The sequence below is a fragment of the Chachezhania sediminis genome, assembly GCF_009765275.1.
GTDB lineage: Bacteria > Pseudomonadota > Alphaproteobacteria > Rhodobacterales > Rhodobacteraceae > Chachezhania > Chachezhania sediminis.
This window is the reverse complement of sequence record NZ_VOPH01000001.1, coordinates 938,790-955,969: the sequence shown is the minus strand read 5'-3', so window position 1 is coordinate 955,969 and position 17,180 is coordinate 938,790. Positions and strand designations below refer to the sequence as shown.

Below are 17,180 nucleotides of genomic sequence, written 5' to 3'. Positions count from 1 at the left end.
CCTTCAGCACAAGGGGTCCCGGGCTGTGGGGCGGCAAGGGCGGACCGACGGCGCCGGTGCACCAGTTCTGCCATAAGGAAGTCCACGCCATTTTGACAGAGGTGGAACCGGCCTGCGGTTATGCCACGCCGGGGGGCCATGCGGGCCGAACGCGGCTGGCAGGGTTCTTCGACCTGTCGGCAAGGTGCCAGACACCCCGTGCGGGTCAGGTTTTCATTCGCGCTCTGCCCTTATCCCCGTACCGTCGATCAACAAGTGGAGCGGGACCTTGCAACCGTGGTCCGGGATGTTCACCGTCAAGGTCTTCCGACGCAGGGATAGCGTGCTGAAGTCTGGCACAGTGCAGTCCATGCCGGCATGGGGCAACGGCCTCTCGACGAAACCGGCTGTTTGTCTGAGCGCCATGCCGAAAAGCATCGTCATCGACAGGCAGGCTTGGATGGTGGCGTCGCTTTGGGTCTGCTGTCGGTTGCGGTTGCCGTTCGGCACTGCATCCCAGTTCATCTCGCGCTTGAACCGGATCGCCAGCCCGCCACGGCGCCTGAGTGCTTCGTTACGGGTTGGCCAGTCCGCAGTCTTGCAGATCGTGGCTATCGGTCTGCTCATGCCATCCAGCGACCTCGCCGGCTTCACGAGACGAGTCCCTCACCGGATTGATGCAAGATAGCCATGCAGACCACCCGATGCAGGGGGAGTGGGGGCAAAAGCCCCGACGAAAGCGGGGGTGCGGGGGCGGCAGCCCCCGCTTCGGTCGGATCGCAGGGCGATCCGACCCCTAGTGCGCCGGCCGGATGAATGTGCCGCTCCGCAGTTCCTTGAAGGCCTGCTGAAGCTCGGCCTGCGTGTTCATCACGATGGGCCCGTGCCAGGCCACCGGCTCGTCAATGGGCGCGCCCGAGACCAGCAGGAACCGCACGCCTTCGGGGCCGGCCTGGACTGTGACCTCGTCGCCCGTGCCGAAGCGGACCAGGGTCCGGTCGCCCGACAAGTCGCGGATGTTGACCTCCTGTCCCGCCACTTCCTTCTCCAGCAGCACACCCTGGGGGGCGGAGGCATCGGCGAAGGCTGCCGCACCCTCGAAGACATAGGCGAAGGCCCGGCGGTAGGTGTCGACCGGAAAGGTCTTCTTCACGCCGGCGGGGACGAAGATGTCCAAGTACTGCGGATCGGCGGCGATACCGTCGACCGGGCCTGTCTTGCCCCAGAAGGTGCCCACGACGATCTTCACCCGGGTGCCGTCATCGTCGATCACTTCCGGGATGTCGGCCGATGTCACGTCCTGATAGCGCGGCGCGGTCATCTTCTGGCTGGAGGGCAGGTTGCCCCACAGCTGGAAGCCGTGCATCTGACCCTTGGCGTTGCCCTCGGGCATCTCCTGATGAAGGATGCCCGACCCGGCGGTCATCCACTGCACGTCGCCCGCGCCCAGGCGGCCGCTGTTGCCGAGACTGTCGGAATGTTCGACCGAGCCGGACAGGACATAGGTGATGGTCTCGATCCCGCGGTGCGGGTGCCAGGGGAAACCCCGGATGAAGTCCTCGGGGCGTTCGTTGCGGAAATCGTCGAAAAGCAGGAACGGGTCCAGTTCGGACGGGTCCTGGAAACCGAAGGCCCGGTGCAGCCGGACGCCGGCGCCTTCCATCGTGGGAACGGCCTTGCGGGTTTCAAGTGTCGGTCTGAGGGACATGGGTGCCTCCGTATCGGTCGGCCCGGATTGGGCCCTTGTTGGGACGGAAGGTAGGGGACACGGGGCGTTTTCCATAGTGGGCATCGGCGGCGGGGTGCTGTGCACCTGTGAACAGTGGGATTTCGGATCGCCGCGCGATCCGATCGAGGCGCGGGCTACCGTCCCCGCACCCCCGCCTTCCGCGGGGGCATTGCCCCCACACCCCCGGCACCTTAGGGAAGAACAGGACACCGCACGGGAGAACGGGATGGACATGGCCGACGAGGGCGTGATCGCGCGGATCGAGGCAGCGCCGTTTCGACGCTGGATGGGCGTCGGCATCGTGGCGACGCTGGCGGCGCTGGTGGCCTACCTGGCGATCGAGATGCCCTGGCACCTGCCGCGGCAGGCCGCTATGCTGATCGGCGCGGCCGTGATCCTGTGGTTCGCCGTCGCCATGCAGCGTGCGACCGGCCTTGTCCTGGTGCTGACCGAAACCGAATTGCGCGACAGCAGCGGTGCCGTGCTGGCCCGGGTCGCGGATATCGTCCGGGTGGAACGCGGGCTTCTGGCCTTCAAGCCGTCGAACGGATTTGTCATCACGCTTTCGGAACCGGTGGGCCGGGTGTGGAAGCCGGGTCTCTGGTGGCGGATGGGCCGGCGTGTCGGCGTCGGCGGTGTGCTGCCCGCGGGCCAGTCCAAGGCCATGGCCGATATGCTGGCGGCGATGCTGGTCGAACGCAAGGGCTGAGCGCTCTTCCCGACCTCCGGGACCTCCACCTTGCCGCGGGTCCATCGGGTCCGGGTGGACATGTCGCGCCACCGGGTTAAGTTTGCATCAAGCGGTTGCCCGTTTCCCCGGCAAACGTCCTGCAGGGACGGGCGCGTCCGCCCCTGTGACGCCAGGCGGAGGGAGGCCTTCTGGCGTGTCTGTCCGGGGCGGGCGCCGTTAACCTGGTTGTCATTTCGTGCTGTCATGACTGCACCGCATCGCCCCGAGGAGGAGGATTGATCATGCCCCCCAGACCCGAGCCCAGCTTCCGCGAAAGCGTGGACCTGATGTTCAACCGGGCCGCGGCCCTGATGGACCTGCCGCCGGGGCTGGAGGAAAAGATCCGGGTCTGCAACGCCACCTATACCGTGCGCTTCGGCGTGCGGCTGCGGGGGCAGATCCACACCTTCACCGGCTATCGTGCGGTCCATTCCGAACACATGGAGCCGGTGAAGGGCGGCATCCGCTATGCGCTGGGCGTCCACCAGGACGAGGTCGAGGCGCTGGCGGCGCTGATGACCTACAAGTGCGCCCTGGTCGAGGCGCCGTTCGGCGGATCGAAGGGTGGGCTTTGCATCGACCCGCGCCAGTACGACGAACACGAACTGGAACGGATCACCCGCCGTTTCGCTTACGAACTGATCAAGCGCGACCTGATCAACCCGTCCCAGAACGTGCCGGCCCCCGACATGGGAACCGGAGAGCGCGAGATGGCCTGGATCGCCGACCAGTACGCGCGGATGCACACCACTGATATCAACGCGCGGGCCTGCGTGACGGGCAAGCCGCTGAATGCCGGCGGCATCGCCGGCCGGGTCGAGGCAACGGGCCGCGGCGTGCAATACGCGCTGCAAGAGTTCTTCCGCCATGACGAGGACAAGTCGAAGGCGGGCCTGTCCGGCACGCTGGACGGCAAGCGCATCATCGTGCAGGGCCTGGGCAACGTGGGCTATCACGCGGCCAAGTTCCTGTCGGAGGAAGACGGCGCCGTCATCACCGGCATCATCGAACGCGACGGGGCCCTGTTCAACCCGGCGGGTCTGGATGTCGAGGCGGTGCGCCAGTGGATCGTGCGCCATGGCGGCGTCGCGGGTTTCCCCGATGCGGTCCATGCGGCCGAAGGCGCGGCGGTGCTGGAAGAGGAGTGCGATATCCTGATTCCGGCCGCGATGGAGGGCGTGATCTCTCTCGAAAACGCGCACCGGATCCAGGCGCCGCTGATCGTCGAGGCGGCGAATGGCCCGATCACGGCCGGCGCTGACGAGATCCTGCGCGACAAGGGCGTGGTGATCATCCCCGACATGTACGCCAATGCCGGGGGCGTGACGGTGTCCTATTTCGAATGGGTCAAGAACCTTAGCCATATCCGCTTTGGCCGGATGCAGCGGCGGGACGAGGAATCGCGCCACCGCCTGCTGGTCGAGGAACTGGAGCGGCTGGACGAGACCCTGGGCGGCGCCTGGTCGCTGACGCCCAAGTTCAAGGAAAAGTACCTGCGCGGGGCAGGGGAACTGCAGCTGGTCCGCTCCGGCCTCGATGACACGATGCGCATTGCCTACCAGGCCATGCGCGAGGTCTGGCTAAGCCGCGACGATGTCCCCGACCTGCGCACGGCGGCCTATCTGGTGGCCATCGACCGCGTGGCGGCGAGCTATCGCGCCAAGGGGCTCTGACCGCGGTCCCGGCCTGGCCTGACCCAAGCCGCTTCAAGGTGACTTCCCCGGGCGTTCCGCGCCCGGAGGGTGCCAAAAATCGCGTGACGGACGGGCGACCGGGGCACCGCTGGCGCATGGCCGGCGGCGGGAAGGTGTTTTGAAACGCCTTGCGCGGCGTAGACGTCCGGTCCCGTCCTGCGATGGATTGGCGGAAGGTCGCGGGCCGACCATTTTCTGGCGGAAATCGACTGCGGCACCTGACCGCTCTTGCTACTACCGGTATTGCGGGCAACCATCCGTCCGCAATCTCCGGAGACCGATATGCGCTTTTCCGCCCTGCGGATCCTGAAGGAAGGACTGACCGGCAACAGGGGCTGGACCCCGCACTGGCGGTCGCCCGAGCCGAAATCAGAATACGACATCATCATCGTCGGTGGCGGCGGACACGGTCTGGCGACGGCCTATTACCTGGCCCGGACCCATGGCTTGACGAATATAGCCGTGCTGGAAAAGGGCTATATCGGCGGCGGCAATGTGGGGCGCAACACCACCATCGTGCGCGCGAACTACAACCTGCCCGGCAACTCGGAATTCTACTCCCATGCGCTGAAACTGTGGGAAGGCCTTTCCGAGGACCTGAACTACAACGTCATGCATTCGCAGCGGGGCGTCATAAACCTGTTCCATTCCGACGGGCAGCGCGACTATGCCGTGCGGCGGGCGAATTCCATGATCATCCAGGGCGACGATGCCATCGTGCTGGACAAGGCCGGCGTCCGGAAGATGCTGCCCTACCTGGACCACGACAATGCGCGCTTCCCGATCTATGGCGGCCTTTATCACCCGCGCGGCGGTACGGCCCGGCATGACGCGGTGGCCTGGGGTTTTGCCCGGGGCGCCGACATGCGCGGCGTCGACCTGATCCAGAACTGCGAAGTCACCGGCATCGACATCGAACATGGCCGCGTGACCGGGGTGCAGACCACCCGCGGTCCGATCAGGGCCAAGAAGATAGGCCTGGCCACTGCCGGCCGGTCCGGACAGACCGCGGCCATGGCGGGGCTGCGCCTGCCGATCGAATCCAGCATCCTGCAGGCTTTCGTCACCGAAGGGCTGAAGCCCGTGATCGACAATGTCGTGACCTTCGGCATGGGCCACTTCTACATCAGCCAGTCCGACAAGGGCGGGCTCGTCTTCGGGGGCGACCTGGATTTCTATGCCTCCTACGCTGCCCGCGGCAACCTGCCGATGATGGAACACGTGATGGAGGCGGGGATGGCCCTGATGCCCATGATCGGCAAGGCCAAGCTTCTGCGCAGCTGGGGCGGGATCATGGACATGACCCCCGACGGATCGCCCATCATAGACTTCAGCCCCGTCGGCGGGCTCTACCTGAATTGCGGCTGGTGCTACGGCGGCTTCAAGGCAACGCCCGGATCGGGCCACACCTTCGCCCACCTTATCGCGACCGATACGCCCCACCCGGCCGCCGCACGCCTGCGGCTGGACCGTTTCGCCACCGGCCACGGGCTGATGGACGAAGAGGGCACCGGGTCGCAGCACAACCTGCACTGACCGAAATGACATGACCAGCATGCGAAGCGAGCAGCCATGAGGATCCCCTGTCCGATCTGCGGACCGCGCGACAGCCGCGAATTCACCTACCGTGGTGCAGCCCTTGACCGTCCGGCCCCCGATGCCGGCGCCGACGCCTGGGAAGACTATGTCCACCTGCGCGACAACCCGGCGGGGCCCACGCTCGACCTGTGGTATCACCACGCCGGCTGTGCCTCGTGGTTGAAGGTCAGCCGCAACACCGTCACGCACGAGATCACCGGTGCCGTCCTGGCCGGCGCGGAGGACAAGGCATGAGGATCGAGGGCAAGGGCCGCATCGACCGGTCGACCTGGTACGGCTTTACCTTCGACGGCGTGCATTACGAAGGCCACCCCGGCGATACCGTCGCCTCGGCCCTTCTGGCGCACGACGTCCGCATGGTGGGCCGATCCTTCAAATACCACCGCCCGCGCGGTATCCTGACCGCCGGCAGCGCCGAACCGAACGCTCTGGTCACGGTGGGCAGTGGCGCCCATGCCTCGCCCAACGAACGGGCGACGATGGTCGAATTGACCCCGGGTTTGCAGGTCACCAGCCAGAACCGCTGGCCTTCGCTGGGGTTCGACGTGCTCTCGGTGAACGACCTGGCCGCGCCCTTCTTCGGGGCGGGCTTTTACTACAAGACCTTCATGTGGCCCAAGGCCTTCTGGGAAAAGGTCTATGAACCGGCGATCCGCCGGGCCGCGGGTCTGGGCGCGCTGTCAGGCGTGACCGACCCGGAGGAGTGCGAAAAGGGCTTCCGCTTCTGCGACGTGCTGGTGATCGGCGCGGGGCCCGCGGGCCTGATGGCCGCGAAACTGGCGGCCGAGGCCGGCGCCGACGTGATCCTGGCGGACGAGGGGACCGAACCGGGTGGCCAGCTGACGGCGGAAGTCGAGGAGATCGACGGCATGGCGGCCCATGAATGGGCCGCGAAGCTCTGGGCCGAACTGGGTGCCATGCCCAATGTCCGCCTGATGCTGCGTACGACCGTCACCGGCGCCTATGACCAGGGCACCTATGGCGCGCTGGAGCGTCTGAGGGGCCACGCGACGGGCCATGGCCCCCGCGAATGTTTCTGGCGGATCGCGGCCAAGCGTGCCGTGCTGGCGGCCGGGTCGCTGGAACGCCCGGTGGCCTTCCGCGACAACGACCGCCCCGGCATCATGACCGCGGGCGCCGTGCGCGCCTATCTGAACCGCTGGGGCGTCAGTCCGGGGCGGAACGTCACCGTCTTTGCCAACAACGACGACGCCCACCGCACCGCGCGGGACCTTGTGATGGCGGGCGTGAAGGTGAACGCCGTTCTTGACGCGCGCCACGATGCCCCGAAATCCGACGATTTCGCCGTGATCCGGGGCGCACAGGTCTGCGGCAGCCACGGGCGCAAGGGGCTGGACGGGATCACGTACCGGACAGCGTCGGGCGAGACCACGATCATGACCGACTGCCTGGCGGTGTCCGGCGGCTGGAACCCGACCGTGCACCTGACCTGCCACATGGGCGGCCGCCCGGTCTGGCGCGACGACATCCTGGCCTTCGTGCCGAAGCCGGGCGCCATCCCCGGCATGGTCACCGCCGGCGCCTGCAACGGTGCCTTTTCGACCGCCGCCTGCCTGGCGGAAGGTGTCGCGGCCGCGAAACAGGCGGTGGAGGATCTGGGCCTTACCGCGCCCGATGTGACATTGCCCGAGGCGGGGACCGAGGCCGGGGGGATCTTCCCCCTGTGGGCCGTGCCCGGCAAGGGCCGTGCCTGGCTGGACTTCCAGAACGATGTGACCGTCAAGGACGTGAAGCAGGCCGCGACCGAGAATTATCAGTCGGTCGAACACATGAAGCGCTACACGACGCAAGGCATGGCCACCGACCAGGGCAAGATGTCCAGCGTCGCCGCGCTGGCGATCCTGGCCGACGCCACCGGGCGGGGCATTCCCGAAACCGGCACAACCACCTTCCGCCCGCCGTTTTCGCCCATTTCCATCGGGGCGCTGGGGGCGGGATCCAAGGGCTCGGGCTTTGCGCCCCAGCGCTATACCACGTCCCACGCTGCCACTGTCGCCCGCAATGCGCCGATGATCGAGGCCGGGCTGTGGTATCGCCCGTCCTATTTCCCGCAGGCTGGTGAAACCACATGGCGCCAGTCCTGCGACCGCGAGGTCGGATATGTCCGCAATGCCGTGGGCATTTCGGACGTGACCACGCTGGGCAAGATCGACATCCAGGGACCGGACGCGGCCGAACTGCTGGACATCGTCTATACCGGCCTCTTCAGCACGCTGAAGGTCGGCAAGGTCCGCTATGGCCTGATGCTGCGCGAAGACGGCTTCGTCATGGACGACGGCACCACCGCGCGACTGGGCGAAAACCACTATGTCATGACCACGACCACCGCCGCGGCGGGGCAGGTGATGGCACATCTGGATTTCGTCACGCAGGTGCTGCGGCCGGATCTGGACGTCTCGGTCATCTCGGTCACCGAACAATGGGCGCAGTTCGCTGTTGCCGGCCCGAAATCGCGCCCGCTGCTGGAAGACCTGCTGGAAACGACCCTGACGGCCGAGGACTGGCCCTTCATGTCCTGTGGGCCGGTCACGGTCGGCGGGGTCACGGGGCGGCTTTTCCGCATCTCGTTCTCGGGCGAGCAAGGCTGGGAAATCGCGGTCCCTGCGCGTTATGGCGCCAGCCTGTTCGATGCGCTGGTGGCCAGGGCCGAAGCAATGGGGGGCGGCCTTTATGGGATGGAGGCACTGAACGTCCTTCGGATCGAAAAGGGCTTTCTGACCCACGCGGAACTCCATGGCCGGACCACGGCTTTCGACCTGGGCATGGGGCGGATGATTTCCGCCAAGAAGGACTGTATCGGCAAGGTGATGGCGGCCCGCGAGGGGCTGGTGGACCCAGGACGGGCGCAACTGGTGGGCCTGAAGCCCGTGGGCGAGGTGCAGCAACTGGTCTCGGGCGCGCACCTTTTCCGCGAAGGCGCGAAGATCGAGCCGGAAAACGACCAGGGCTATGTCACCTCGGTCTGCTATTCGCCGACGCTGGGTCATTCCATCGGGCTGGCCTTTCTGGAGCGCGGACCGCGCCGCTATGGCGAAAAGATCCGCATGATCGACCGCACCAAGGGTCTGGAAACTCTTTGCGAAGTGGTGAACCCGGTGTTCTTCGACCCGGAAGGAGCGCGCGCCCGTGATTGAACTGGTTGCATCGACCCCGTGCCAGGGCCTTTTGCCCTTGGAACACGGGCCTTTCACGCTGACGGAACTGACCCCGGGCAGCCTGACCGCGCTGGCTCCGTTCTCGGGGCAGGACGCGGCGCTGTCCAGGGCGCTGGACGCAGCCTTCGGCCTGTCCCTGCCGGATGTGGGCGCGGCCACGGCCGGCGGCAGCGCCAGGGTCATCTGGTTCGGCCGTGGCCAGTACCTGCTGATCGGCCCGGCCCCGGTGGCGGACCTGGCGAACGTGGCCGCGGTGACCGACCAGTCGGATGCCTGGGCCGTGGTGCGCCTGTCGGGCGAGGGCGCGGACGAGGTTCTGGCCCGGCTGGTGCCGGTCGACATGCGCCCCGCCGTCTTTGGCGAAGGAGCGGCGATCCGCACATATCTGGGGCATATGACGGTTTCCATCGCGCGGGACGACGACGCGAAGGGACCCGGCTATCGCATCATGGCCTTCCGGTCGATGGCCGGCACACTTGTGCACGAAATCGAGACGGCCATGGCAGCGGTGGCAGCGCGCCTGTAAGGTCCGGTCCGAGCCAAGCGATTCCCGACGACCGGAGACCAAGACATGTTCCGACCCGCCGCCATTGTTCTCGCCAGCCTGCTGGCTGTCCCTGCCGTGGCCGAGGAGGCCGCCGCAAAGAAGGAAAGCTGCACCTACCAGTCCCAGGTCGTGGCCGCGATCCAGGAGGCGCGGAAGAACCGCGTGAAGGAGCAGGACGTGCCGGCCGCGATCGCCGCGACCAACCCGACCTGGCCCGAGCAGTACAACAACGCCATTCCGCTGGTCACCCCCTGGGTCTACGAACAGAAGATGCGCACGATCCGCCGCGAAAGCCTGGCGGACGCGTGGCTGGAGCTGTGCCTCGAACAGTAACGCACTCGACATGGGTGCCCCGATGGGCGCATTCTGAAGCATGTCGCTACCCCCCGGTTTCCTGGATGAACTGAGAGCGCGCACCAGCCTGGCACAGGTGGTGGGCCGAAAGGTCATGTGGGACAACCGCAAGTCCAACCAGGGCCGCGGCGACATGTGGGCGCCGTGCCCGTTCCACCAGGAAAAGTCGGCCAGCTTCCACGTCGACGACAAGAAGGGCTATTACTACTGCTTCGGCTGCCACGCGAAGGGCGACGCGCTGAATTTCGTGCGCGAGACCGAGAACGTGAACTTCATGGAAGCCGTGGAGATTCTGGCCCGCGAAGCCGGGATGACCATGCCCGCCCCGGACCCGGTGGCGCAGGCCAAGGCGGACCGGTCCAGCCAGCTGGTCGACGTGATGGAAGAGGCGGTGAAGTTCTTCCGCCTGCAACTGCGCACGGGGGCCGCGGCCGAGGCGCGCCGCTACCTGTCCGAAAAGCGCGGGCTGAGCGCGGATGTGCTGGATCGCTGGGAAATCGGCTTTGCCCCCGATGCCTGGCAGGCGCTTTGGGACCACCTGCGGGGCAAGGGTGTGGAGGAACAGAAGATCCTCGACGCCGGGCTTTCGCGGCCGTCGAACCGGGGCGGTAAGCCCTATGACACCTTCCGCAACCGTATCATCTTTCCCATCCGCGACGTCCGCGGCCGCGCTATCGCCTTTGGCGGGCGGGCGATGGATCCGAACGACAACGCGAAATACCTGAACTCGCCTGAAACCGCGTTGTTCGACAAGGGCCGGACGCTGTTCAACCATTCCCGCGCGCGGGCGGCCTCGGGCAAGGGGCAGCCCCTGATCGTGGCCGAAGGCTACATGGACGTGATCGCCCTGTCCGAAGCCGGGTTCGAGGCGGTGGTGGCTCCGCTGGGGACGGCCGTGACCGAAACCCAGTTGCAGCTTCTGTGGCGCATGGCACCGGAACCGGTGGTGGCGCTGGACGGCGACACGGCGGGCCTGCGCGCTGCGCGGCGGGTCGTGGATCTGGCGCTGCCGCTGATCCAGCCGGGGCAGTCCTTGCGCTTTGCGCTGATGCCGGAAGGGCAGGATCCCGACGACCTGATCCGGGCCAAGGGCCCCAAGGGCGTGCAGGCGGTGCTGGAGAAGACCATTCCCCTGGTCAGGATGCTGTTCGACCGGGAAATCGCGCACGGGCCGGTAGACACGCCCGAGGCGCGCGCCGATTTCGACCGCCGCCTGAGGGACGCGGTGGCCAAGATCCAGTCGAAGGAAGTTCAGTTCCACTATACCCAGGCGCTGAAGGACCTGACCTGGCAGACCTTCCGCGCCCGGACCCGCCGAGCGCCGATGCCACAGGGCGTCCCGGGCAGGGGGGGGCAGAAGAGAGGCGCCCAGACCGCGGCCGTCCCCACGGCGACCCTGCGGGCCAGCCTTCTGGCCGGCAATGTGGGCAAGCGGGACATCGAAGTGCTGAAGGAACGGTCTGTCCTGGCCATCCTGATCCGGCGGCCGGACCTGGTGTCCGTCTTCGCCGACGGGATCGAGGATTTCTCGTTCTGCGAACCCGGCCACCACGACGTGGCGCTGACGCTGGCCTCGTGCAGCGATCACGCGGCGCAGCTGGAAGCGGATCTGGACCGTGCCGGCTGTGGTGAGACGGTGGGCCGGATCCTGGACGATCCGACGGTCAAGATCCTGCCCGCGCTGCGCCCGGGCCAGGATATCGAAGTTGCCAAGATGACCGTCGCCGAGCTTCTGGCCACGCTGGAGGCCGATCGCGGTCACCGTCTTGAACTGGAAGAGGCGGAACACGATATCGGCGCAGCAGAGAACGAGGTGCTGACCCAACGGCTGAGCCTGGCGAACCAGGCGCTGCACAAGGCCGCCACCCCGCGCGAAGCGGGTTCGGTCGATTTCGACGTTGCGCCCAACGGGGTCCTGATCGACCGGTCCGAAAAGGAGCGATTCGAGGCGCTTCTGTCCCAGCTTGACCCGGAAAAGAGGGGCAAATGAACGACTTTGGTAGAGATTCCGAATAAAAGTCCCGCTAAAGGGTGTTCGAATCGGTTCGGCGCCCTACATGATTCGGATCGAGAAGGGTGATTCGCTTCCGGGGACGTCAGTCCCGGCGGCAATCCTTAAGGTCCGCGCCGCATGCCGGGCGGACTTTGTCCGTTGTAACAGCTGTTGTGATGCTTAGTGTCCTGACCTCGGAGATGCCGCTTTGGCCCACCCTGTTCCCGATCCCGGCTGACCGGTCTTCAGGTCCGATGGAACGATGATCCGCCGCAAGAAAGTCCACATGACGAAGAGACCGACACACAGTCCGTCCCTGATCCGGACCGGTCGCAAGCGACGATCGTGTTGCATGCTTTGACCGTCCGCCCCATCTTGGCACATTAAATGTCCAAATCCTCTGCCCACCGCCGCCCGACCCGTATGCAGGAGCACCGTATGGCCCCCAAAGATACCGACGACAGCAAACCTGAAGAGCAGGAACAGGAAATCTCGCTCGACATGAGCCAGGCCGCCGTCAAGAAGATGATCGGCGAGGCGCGCGAGAAGGGATACATCACCTACGACCAGCTCAATCAGGTGCTGCCGCCGGATCAGGTCAGTTCCGAACAGATCGAGGACGTGATGTCGATGCTGTCCGAAATGGGCATCAACATCATCGAGGACGAGGAAGCCGAGGAAGAGGAAAACAAGGCCTCGACCGAAGTCGTCACGACCGATACGGCGCGCGAAGTCACGCTGGCGAACACCCAGACCGAAAAGCTGGACCGTACCGATGACCCGGTGCGCATGTACCTGCGCGAGATGGGGTCGGTGGAACTGCTGTCCCGCGAGGGCGAGATCGCCATCGCCAAGCGGATCGAGGCGGGCCGGAACACGATGATCGCGGGGCTTTGCGAAAGCCCGCTGACCTTCCAGGCCATCACCATCTGGCGCGACGAACTTCTGAGCGAAGACATCCTTCTGCGCGACGTGATCGACCTGGAAACCACCTTCGGCAACCAGCTGGACGAAGATGTGGGCCCCGATGCGCCCATCGTCGACAGTTCCAAGGTCGAAGCGCGCAAGCCCGCCAACGACAACGGCCCGGAACTGGACGCTGACGGCAACCCGATCATCAAGGAAGACGATGACGAGGAAGACGATCAGACCAACATGTCGCTGGCCGCGATGGAAGCGGCCCTGAAGGACCAGGTCCTGGCGACGCTGGAACGGATCGCCGGCGATTACGAGATGCTGTCCGACATGCAGGACAGCCGGATTTCGGCCACGCTGAACGAGGACGGGTCATTTTCGGCCAAGGACGAGGCGACCTATCAGAAGCTGCGGTCTGAAATCGTGCATCTGGTCAACGGCCTGCACCTGCACAACAACCGGATCGAGGCGCTGATCGACCAGCTTTACGGCATCAACCGCCGCATGATGGCGCTGGATAGCTCCATGGTGAAGCTGGCCGACCAGGCCCGCATCAACCGGCGCGAGTTCATCGATGCCTATCGCGGCCGCGAACTGGATCCGAACTGGCTGGCGGAAATGGCCGAAAAGCCGGGCCGTGGCTGGCAGACTTTCATCGAGCGGTCCTCGACCGACGTCGAGGCGCTGCGCGCCGACATGGCTCAGGTCGGCCAGTATGTGGGCCTGGACATCAGCGAATTCCGTCGCATCGTCCAGCAGGTCCAGAAGGGCGAGAAAGAGGCGCGTCAGGCCAAGAAGGAAATGGTGGAAGCCAACCTTCGCCTCGTGATCTCGATTGCGAAGAAGTACACGAACCGCGGCCTGCAGTTCCTGGACCTGATCCAGGAAGGCAACATCGGCCTGATGAAGGCCGTCGACAAGTTCGAATACCGCCGCGGCTACAAGTTCTCGACCTATGCGACCTGGTGGATCCGTCAGGCGATCACCCGGTCCATCGCGGACCAGGCGCGAACGATCCGTATTCCGGTCCACATGATCGAGACGATCAACAAGCTGGTTCGCACCGGCCGCCAGATGCTGCACGAGATCGGCCGCGAACCGACCCCGGAAGAACTGGCCGAAAAGTTGCAGATGCCGCTGGAAAAGGTCCGCAAGGTGATGAAGATCGCCAAGGAACCGATCAGCCTCGAAACGCCCATCGGCGACGAGGAAGACAGCCAGCTGGGCGATTTCATCGAGGACAAGAACGCCGTTCTGCCGCTGGACTCCGCGATCCAGGAAAACCTGAAGGAAACCACGACCCGCGTGCTGTCGTCGCTGACGCCGCGCGAAGAACGCGTGCTGCGCATGCGCTTCGGGATCGGCATGAACACGGACCACACCCTTGAAGAGGTCGGCCAGCAGTTCAGCGTGACCCGTGAACGGATCCGCCAGATCGAGGCGAAGGCCCTGCGCAAGCTGAAGCATCCCAGCCGGTCGCGCAAGCTGCGCAGCTTCCTGGACCAGTAAGGCCCGGGCGGGCAGGATCAGGGGGCCTTCGGCCCCCTTTTCGTTGCCGCCCCCATCGATCCTGGCTTACGCTGACCTTCTGACTGGATTTCACGTGGACGTGACCGGGGATAGACCTGCGTGGCCGGGCGGACATGCCATCGCTATAGTTGAAGCGGGCGATGGAGTTTCCCTGAAGCGTGGATCATTGCAATGAAGACTTTTCGATACAGCCTGGCCGCCGCGATCATCGCGGCCTCTGCCGGGGCGGCGATGGCCGCAAGCAACTATACCGCCAACCAGATCAATCCGAACGTGTTCGAGATCACGGCACGCAACAGCGGCGACACCGCCGGGATCTGGTGCGGCGCCTCGCGCTATGCCCGCGACACGCTGAAGGCGAGCTGGCAGGCGCGGATCTATGTGGCACGAACGATGGGCACCAGCCAGGTGACCGGACGCAAGGGCGCTGTACAGTTCACGCTGGATCCCGCGGCGGTGGGCATCACCCCGATCACAAGCAGCCCCAGCCTGAATTCCTTTGTGGTGGGCGACAGCCAGACGATCCAGATGGCCCGCAAGTTCTGCAACCAGGGCATTACCGGCGGGATCTGATCGGGGCTGATCCAAACGGCGCAGGTCGGGCCCAAATGTGCCGGAACAGTTGTGGACCGGACAAACGATCGGCAGGTTGCCACGGTAGCAACCCTGCCGGCGATGCGGGCAGGGGAGGACAAATGCGTGCACATACCCTAAATGTGCGGGACACATAATCGGAGACCGAGTTCATGGACGTTCGTCGTTCGCGTGCGCGCCGCACCCTTGGCAGCCTGGCTGCCGTGACAGCCGGCATTGCCACAGTTGCCATTCCCACAGTGGCGGCCGCCTTCATTGCCATCAACCAGCTGACGGTCAACCCGGTCAAGCAGGGCGTCTGGGAGGTGGTGGGCAATGCCGGGTCCAGCCCTGCGCAGTTGTGGTGCGCGGCGGGGGATTATGGGCTGCGGGTCGAAAAGCTGCCGTCATCCCATCGGATCTACCTGTATCGCGCGCGCGGCCTGGGCGAGACCGAGAACCGCAGCAATACCGCCCAGTTCTCGGCCGCGCCGCCGCCCAGCGGGGCGCTGTCTCCGGGCCTGACGCTCGACATGAAGCGGGTGGGGGACAACATGACCATCGCCTTCGCCCGCAGCTATTGCGGTGATGAACGGGACGGCAGCGTCTGGGTCAACTAGGCGCGTGGCGGGTCCGTTCCAGACCGAATTCGAGATCCGGACCGATGGTCCGGGTCTTTACGAATTCACGCCCCATGTCCGGCAATGGGTCCGTCAGTCGGGCTGTCGTGGCGGCCTTCTGACACTGTTCGTGCGGCATACCTCCTGTTCGCTGCTGATCCAGGAAAACGCCGATCCGGACGTGCAGGTGGATCTGCTGAACTGGCTCGGCCGGCTGGTGCCGCCGGCCAGTGATGCGTCGATGTCCTATCTGACCCATGTGCTGGAAGGGCCGGACGACATGCCGGCCCATATCAAGGCCGCCCTTCTGCCGGTCAGCCTGTCGATCCCGGTGGCCGAGGGTGCGCCAGTCCTTGGCACCTGGCAGGGCATCTATCTTTTCGAACACCGCAACCGCCCGCACACCCGGTCGGTCGCGGCGCACCTGGCCTGACGCCACGCCGCCCCTGGCGGTCAGGCGACCTGGCTGGCCTGTTCTGCCCGGACGCTCAACCGGACCATGGTCTGGTTCATCAGGATATAGGCGATCTCGCCAAAGGTGGCGGGGCCGGTGAAGCTGCCGGTGGTGTGGCCTTCCAGCTTCCCGTAGAGGTAGTTCAGGATGCAGTTGCAGCTGATCTCTGCCGTGCCGTCGCCGGTGACGCTGGCGGCGAAGACATCGGCATAGGCGCCGGGACTTTTCGCCTGGCGGTATTCCATCCCGGCGATCACGGGGGCGTAGAAATCGACCCGCCCGTTTTCGGCATCGACGGACTGGAACGAGACGTTGATCATCGCCCCGGCATAATCGGCGACCAGCGGCAGTTGGGTGTCGATCCCATTTCGCGCCACCCAGTCCGCAAAATCGACCTTCTGCCCGTCGACAAAGGCGTGATGCGCGGAAAAGCCGTCCTGGGCGAAGGTGATCCGTGGCGCGGACCTGTCCTGGACGAAGAGGTTGACGATGTCGAGATCGGCCACCTGGCCCGCTGGCAGGCGGACATGCAGCAGGACGGCGCCGTCTTCGTACATCCGGCCCGTCCCGCCGTCGATCACCTTGGGCACCCCGGTTCCCAGGTCGTCCAGGTGGACGCCGGAAATCCAGCCCATCAGCGGCGCGTCGAACAGCCCGCGATAGCTGGCGCCGTGCAGGGCGAATTCCTGGTGGGCGGCGCTCATTCCCGGAAGGATGATCAGGGACAGCCCGCTGTCAAACCGGTCTTTGGTCAGGTTGTGCAGGTCGCCGGTCGACAGGTACTGGCAGCGGCTGTCCCGGGCCATGTCCAGTTCGGTGACGAAGACGTTGTCCTTGTCCATCCGGCCGCCGTCCGCGGCCACGAAATAGACGCTGGTCCCGCCGATCCACGACCCGGCCGGCAGCGCCTTCAGCGCCTGTTCCGACCCGGCGATCATCAGCACGGCACCGGCGCGTATACGGCCGGCGGCTTCCGGGACGCTCATCAGTGCATTTTTCATCGGCCTCTCCTCAGAGTGTCCGGAGATCGTTGACGGCAAAGGGGTTCTTGGCAAAGAACGCCCGCAGTTCGGTCACCTTGTCCTGCAGACAGGCCGGATCGACCGACGCTTCGCGCCGCAGATGTGTGACCAGGATGCGCGTCGCGAGGGATGCCCCCTTCAGTTCCTTGTCGCCCAGGATCGTGCGCGTCAGCACGTCGTCCGAAGGTGTCGTCATCGGCTGTGTCGCTTTCCTTCCGATTTCCGGGCCGAGCGATAGCAGGAACTGTGTAAAGAAAGGTTTCCA

15 protein-coding genes and 1 pseudogene are annotated in these 17,180 nt (G+C 65.6%); 12 read left to right on the top strand and 4 right to left on the bottom strand.

Annotated elements, in window-relative coordinates:
* Positions 1 to 216: 216 nt before the first annotated feature.
* Both FQK05_RS04520 and FQK05_RS04515 read right to left on the bottom strand, forming a co-directional pair.
* A pseudogene (locus FQK05_RS04520) lies at positions 217 to 606 on the bottom strand (transposase); the annotation flags it as partial.
* Positions 607 to 775: 169 nt separating this feature from the next.
* The gene (locus FQK05_RS04515; protein WP_158964655.1) at positions 776 to 1,687 is read right to left on the bottom strand and encodes a pirin family protein; all 912 of its coding nucleotides are present in this window, start codon (positions 1,685 to 1,687) and stop codon (positions 776 to 778) included.
* Between the two features lie 247 nt (positions 1,688 to 1,934).
* Here FQK05_RS04515 and FQK05_RS04510 point away from each other — a divergent pair, with 247 nt between their 5' ends.
* From FQK05_RS04510 to FQK05_RS04455, 12 genes are all read left to right on the top strand, one after another.
* Positions 1,935 to 2,417, top strand: a complete 483-nt coding sequence (locus tag FQK05_RS04510; protein ID WP_233270355.1) for a hypothetical protein — start codon at positions 1,935 to 1,937, stop codon at positions 2,415 to 2,417.
* A gap of 263 nt (positions 2,418 to 2,680) precedes the next feature.
* On the top strand, positions 2,681 to 4,111 hold the full coding sequence (locus FQK05_RS04505; protein WP_158964654.1) for a Glu/Leu/Phe/Val family dehydrogenase: 1,431 nt from the start codon (positions 2,681 to 2,683) through the stop codon (positions 4,109 to 4,111).
* A 303-nt stretch (positions 4,112 to 4,414) separates the two neighbouring features.
* On the top strand, positions 4,415 to 5,668 hold the full coding sequence (locus FQK05_RS04500) for a sarcosine oxidase subunit beta family protein (protein ID WP_158964653.1): 1,254 nt from the start codon (positions 4,415 to 4,417) through the stop codon (positions 5,666 to 5,668).
* 36 nt (positions 5,669 to 5,704) lie between these two features.
* Positions 5,705 to 5,965 carry a sarcosine oxidase subunit delta gene (locus FQK05_RS04495; protein WP_158964652.1) on the top strand — a complete coding sequence of 87 codons (261 nt, stop codon included), beginning with the start codon at positions 5,705 to 5,707 and terminating at the stop codon, positions 5,963 to 5,965.
* Complete coding sequence (locus FQK05_RS04490) at positions 5,962 to 8,886, top strand: sarcosine oxidase subunit alpha family protein (protein ID WP_158964651.1); 2,925 nt, start codon at positions 5,962 to 5,964, stop codon at positions 8,884 to 8,886. Before FQK05_RS04495 ends, FQK05_RS04490 begins: the two co-directional genes overlap by 4 nt.
* Positions 8,879 to 9,433 carry a sarcosine oxidase subunit gamma gene (locus FQK05_RS04485; protein WP_158964650.1) on the top strand — a complete coding sequence of 185 codons (555 nt, stop codon included), beginning with the start codon at positions 8,879 to 8,881 and terminating at the stop codon, positions 9,431 to 9,433. The genes FQK05_RS04490 and FQK05_RS04485 overlap by 8 nt, the downstream gene beginning before the upstream one ends.
* Positions 9,434 to 9,478: 45 nt before the next feature.
* On the top strand, positions 9,479 to 9,787 hold the full coding sequence (locus FQK05_RS04480; RefSeq protein ID WP_158964649.1) for a hypothetical protein: 309 nt from the start codon (positions 9,479 to 9,481) through the stop codon (positions 9,785 to 9,787).
* 40 nt (positions 9,788 to 9,827) lie between these two features.
* A complete protein-coding gene (dnaG, locus tag FQK05_RS04475; RefSeq protein ID WP_158964648.1) occupies positions 9,828 to 11,798 on the top strand; it encodes a DNA primase in 1,971 nt (656 codons plus the stop codon).
* A 441-nt stretch (positions 11,799 to 12,239) separates the two neighbouring features.
* Positions 12,240 to 14,225 carry an RNA polymerase sigma factor RpoD gene (gene rpoD / locus FQK05_RS04470; protein ID WP_158964647.1) on the top strand — a complete coding sequence of 662 codons (1,986 nt, stop codon included), beginning with the start codon at positions 12,240 to 12,242 and terminating at the stop codon, positions 14,223 to 14,225.
* A gap of 192 nt (positions 14,226 to 14,417) precedes the next feature.
* Entirely contained in the window at positions 14,418 to 14,819 is a 402-nt protein-coding gene (locus tag FQK05_RS04465; RefSeq protein ID WP_158964646.1) for a hypothetical protein, read from the top strand.
* Between the two features lie 173 nt (positions 14,820 to 14,992).
* Complete coding sequence (locus FQK05_RS04460) at positions 14,993 to 15,439, top strand: hypothetical protein (protein WP_158964645.1); 447 nt, start codon at positions 14,993 to 14,995, stop codon at positions 15,437 to 15,439.
* A 4-nt stretch (positions 15,440 to 15,443) separates the two neighbouring features.
* Positions 15,444 to 15,872 carry a secondary thiamine-phosphate synthase enzyme YjbQ gene (locus tag FQK05_RS04455; protein ID WP_233270354.1) on the top strand — a complete coding sequence of 143 codons (429 nt, stop codon included), beginning with the start codon at positions 15,444 to 15,446 and terminating at the stop codon, positions 15,870 to 15,872.
* A 20-nt stretch (positions 15,873 to 15,892) separates the two neighbouring features.
* Here the strand turns inward: FQK05_RS04455 and FQK05_RS04450 are convergent, their stop codons facing one another.
* A complete protein-coding gene (locus FQK05_RS04450) occupies positions 15,893 to 16,894 on the bottom strand; it encodes a DUF6976 family protein (RefSeq protein ID WP_158964643.1) in 1,002 nt (333 codons plus the stop codon).
* Positions 16,895 to 16,904: 10 nt separating this feature from the next.
* Positions 16,905 to 17,111: a hypothetical protein gene (locus FQK05_RS04445; RefSeq protein ID WP_158964642.1), complete on the bottom strand. Its 207-nt coding sequence runs from the start codon at positions 17,109 to 17,111 to the stop codon at positions 16,905 to 16,907.
* Positions 17,112 to 17,180: the final 69 nt, after the last annotated feature.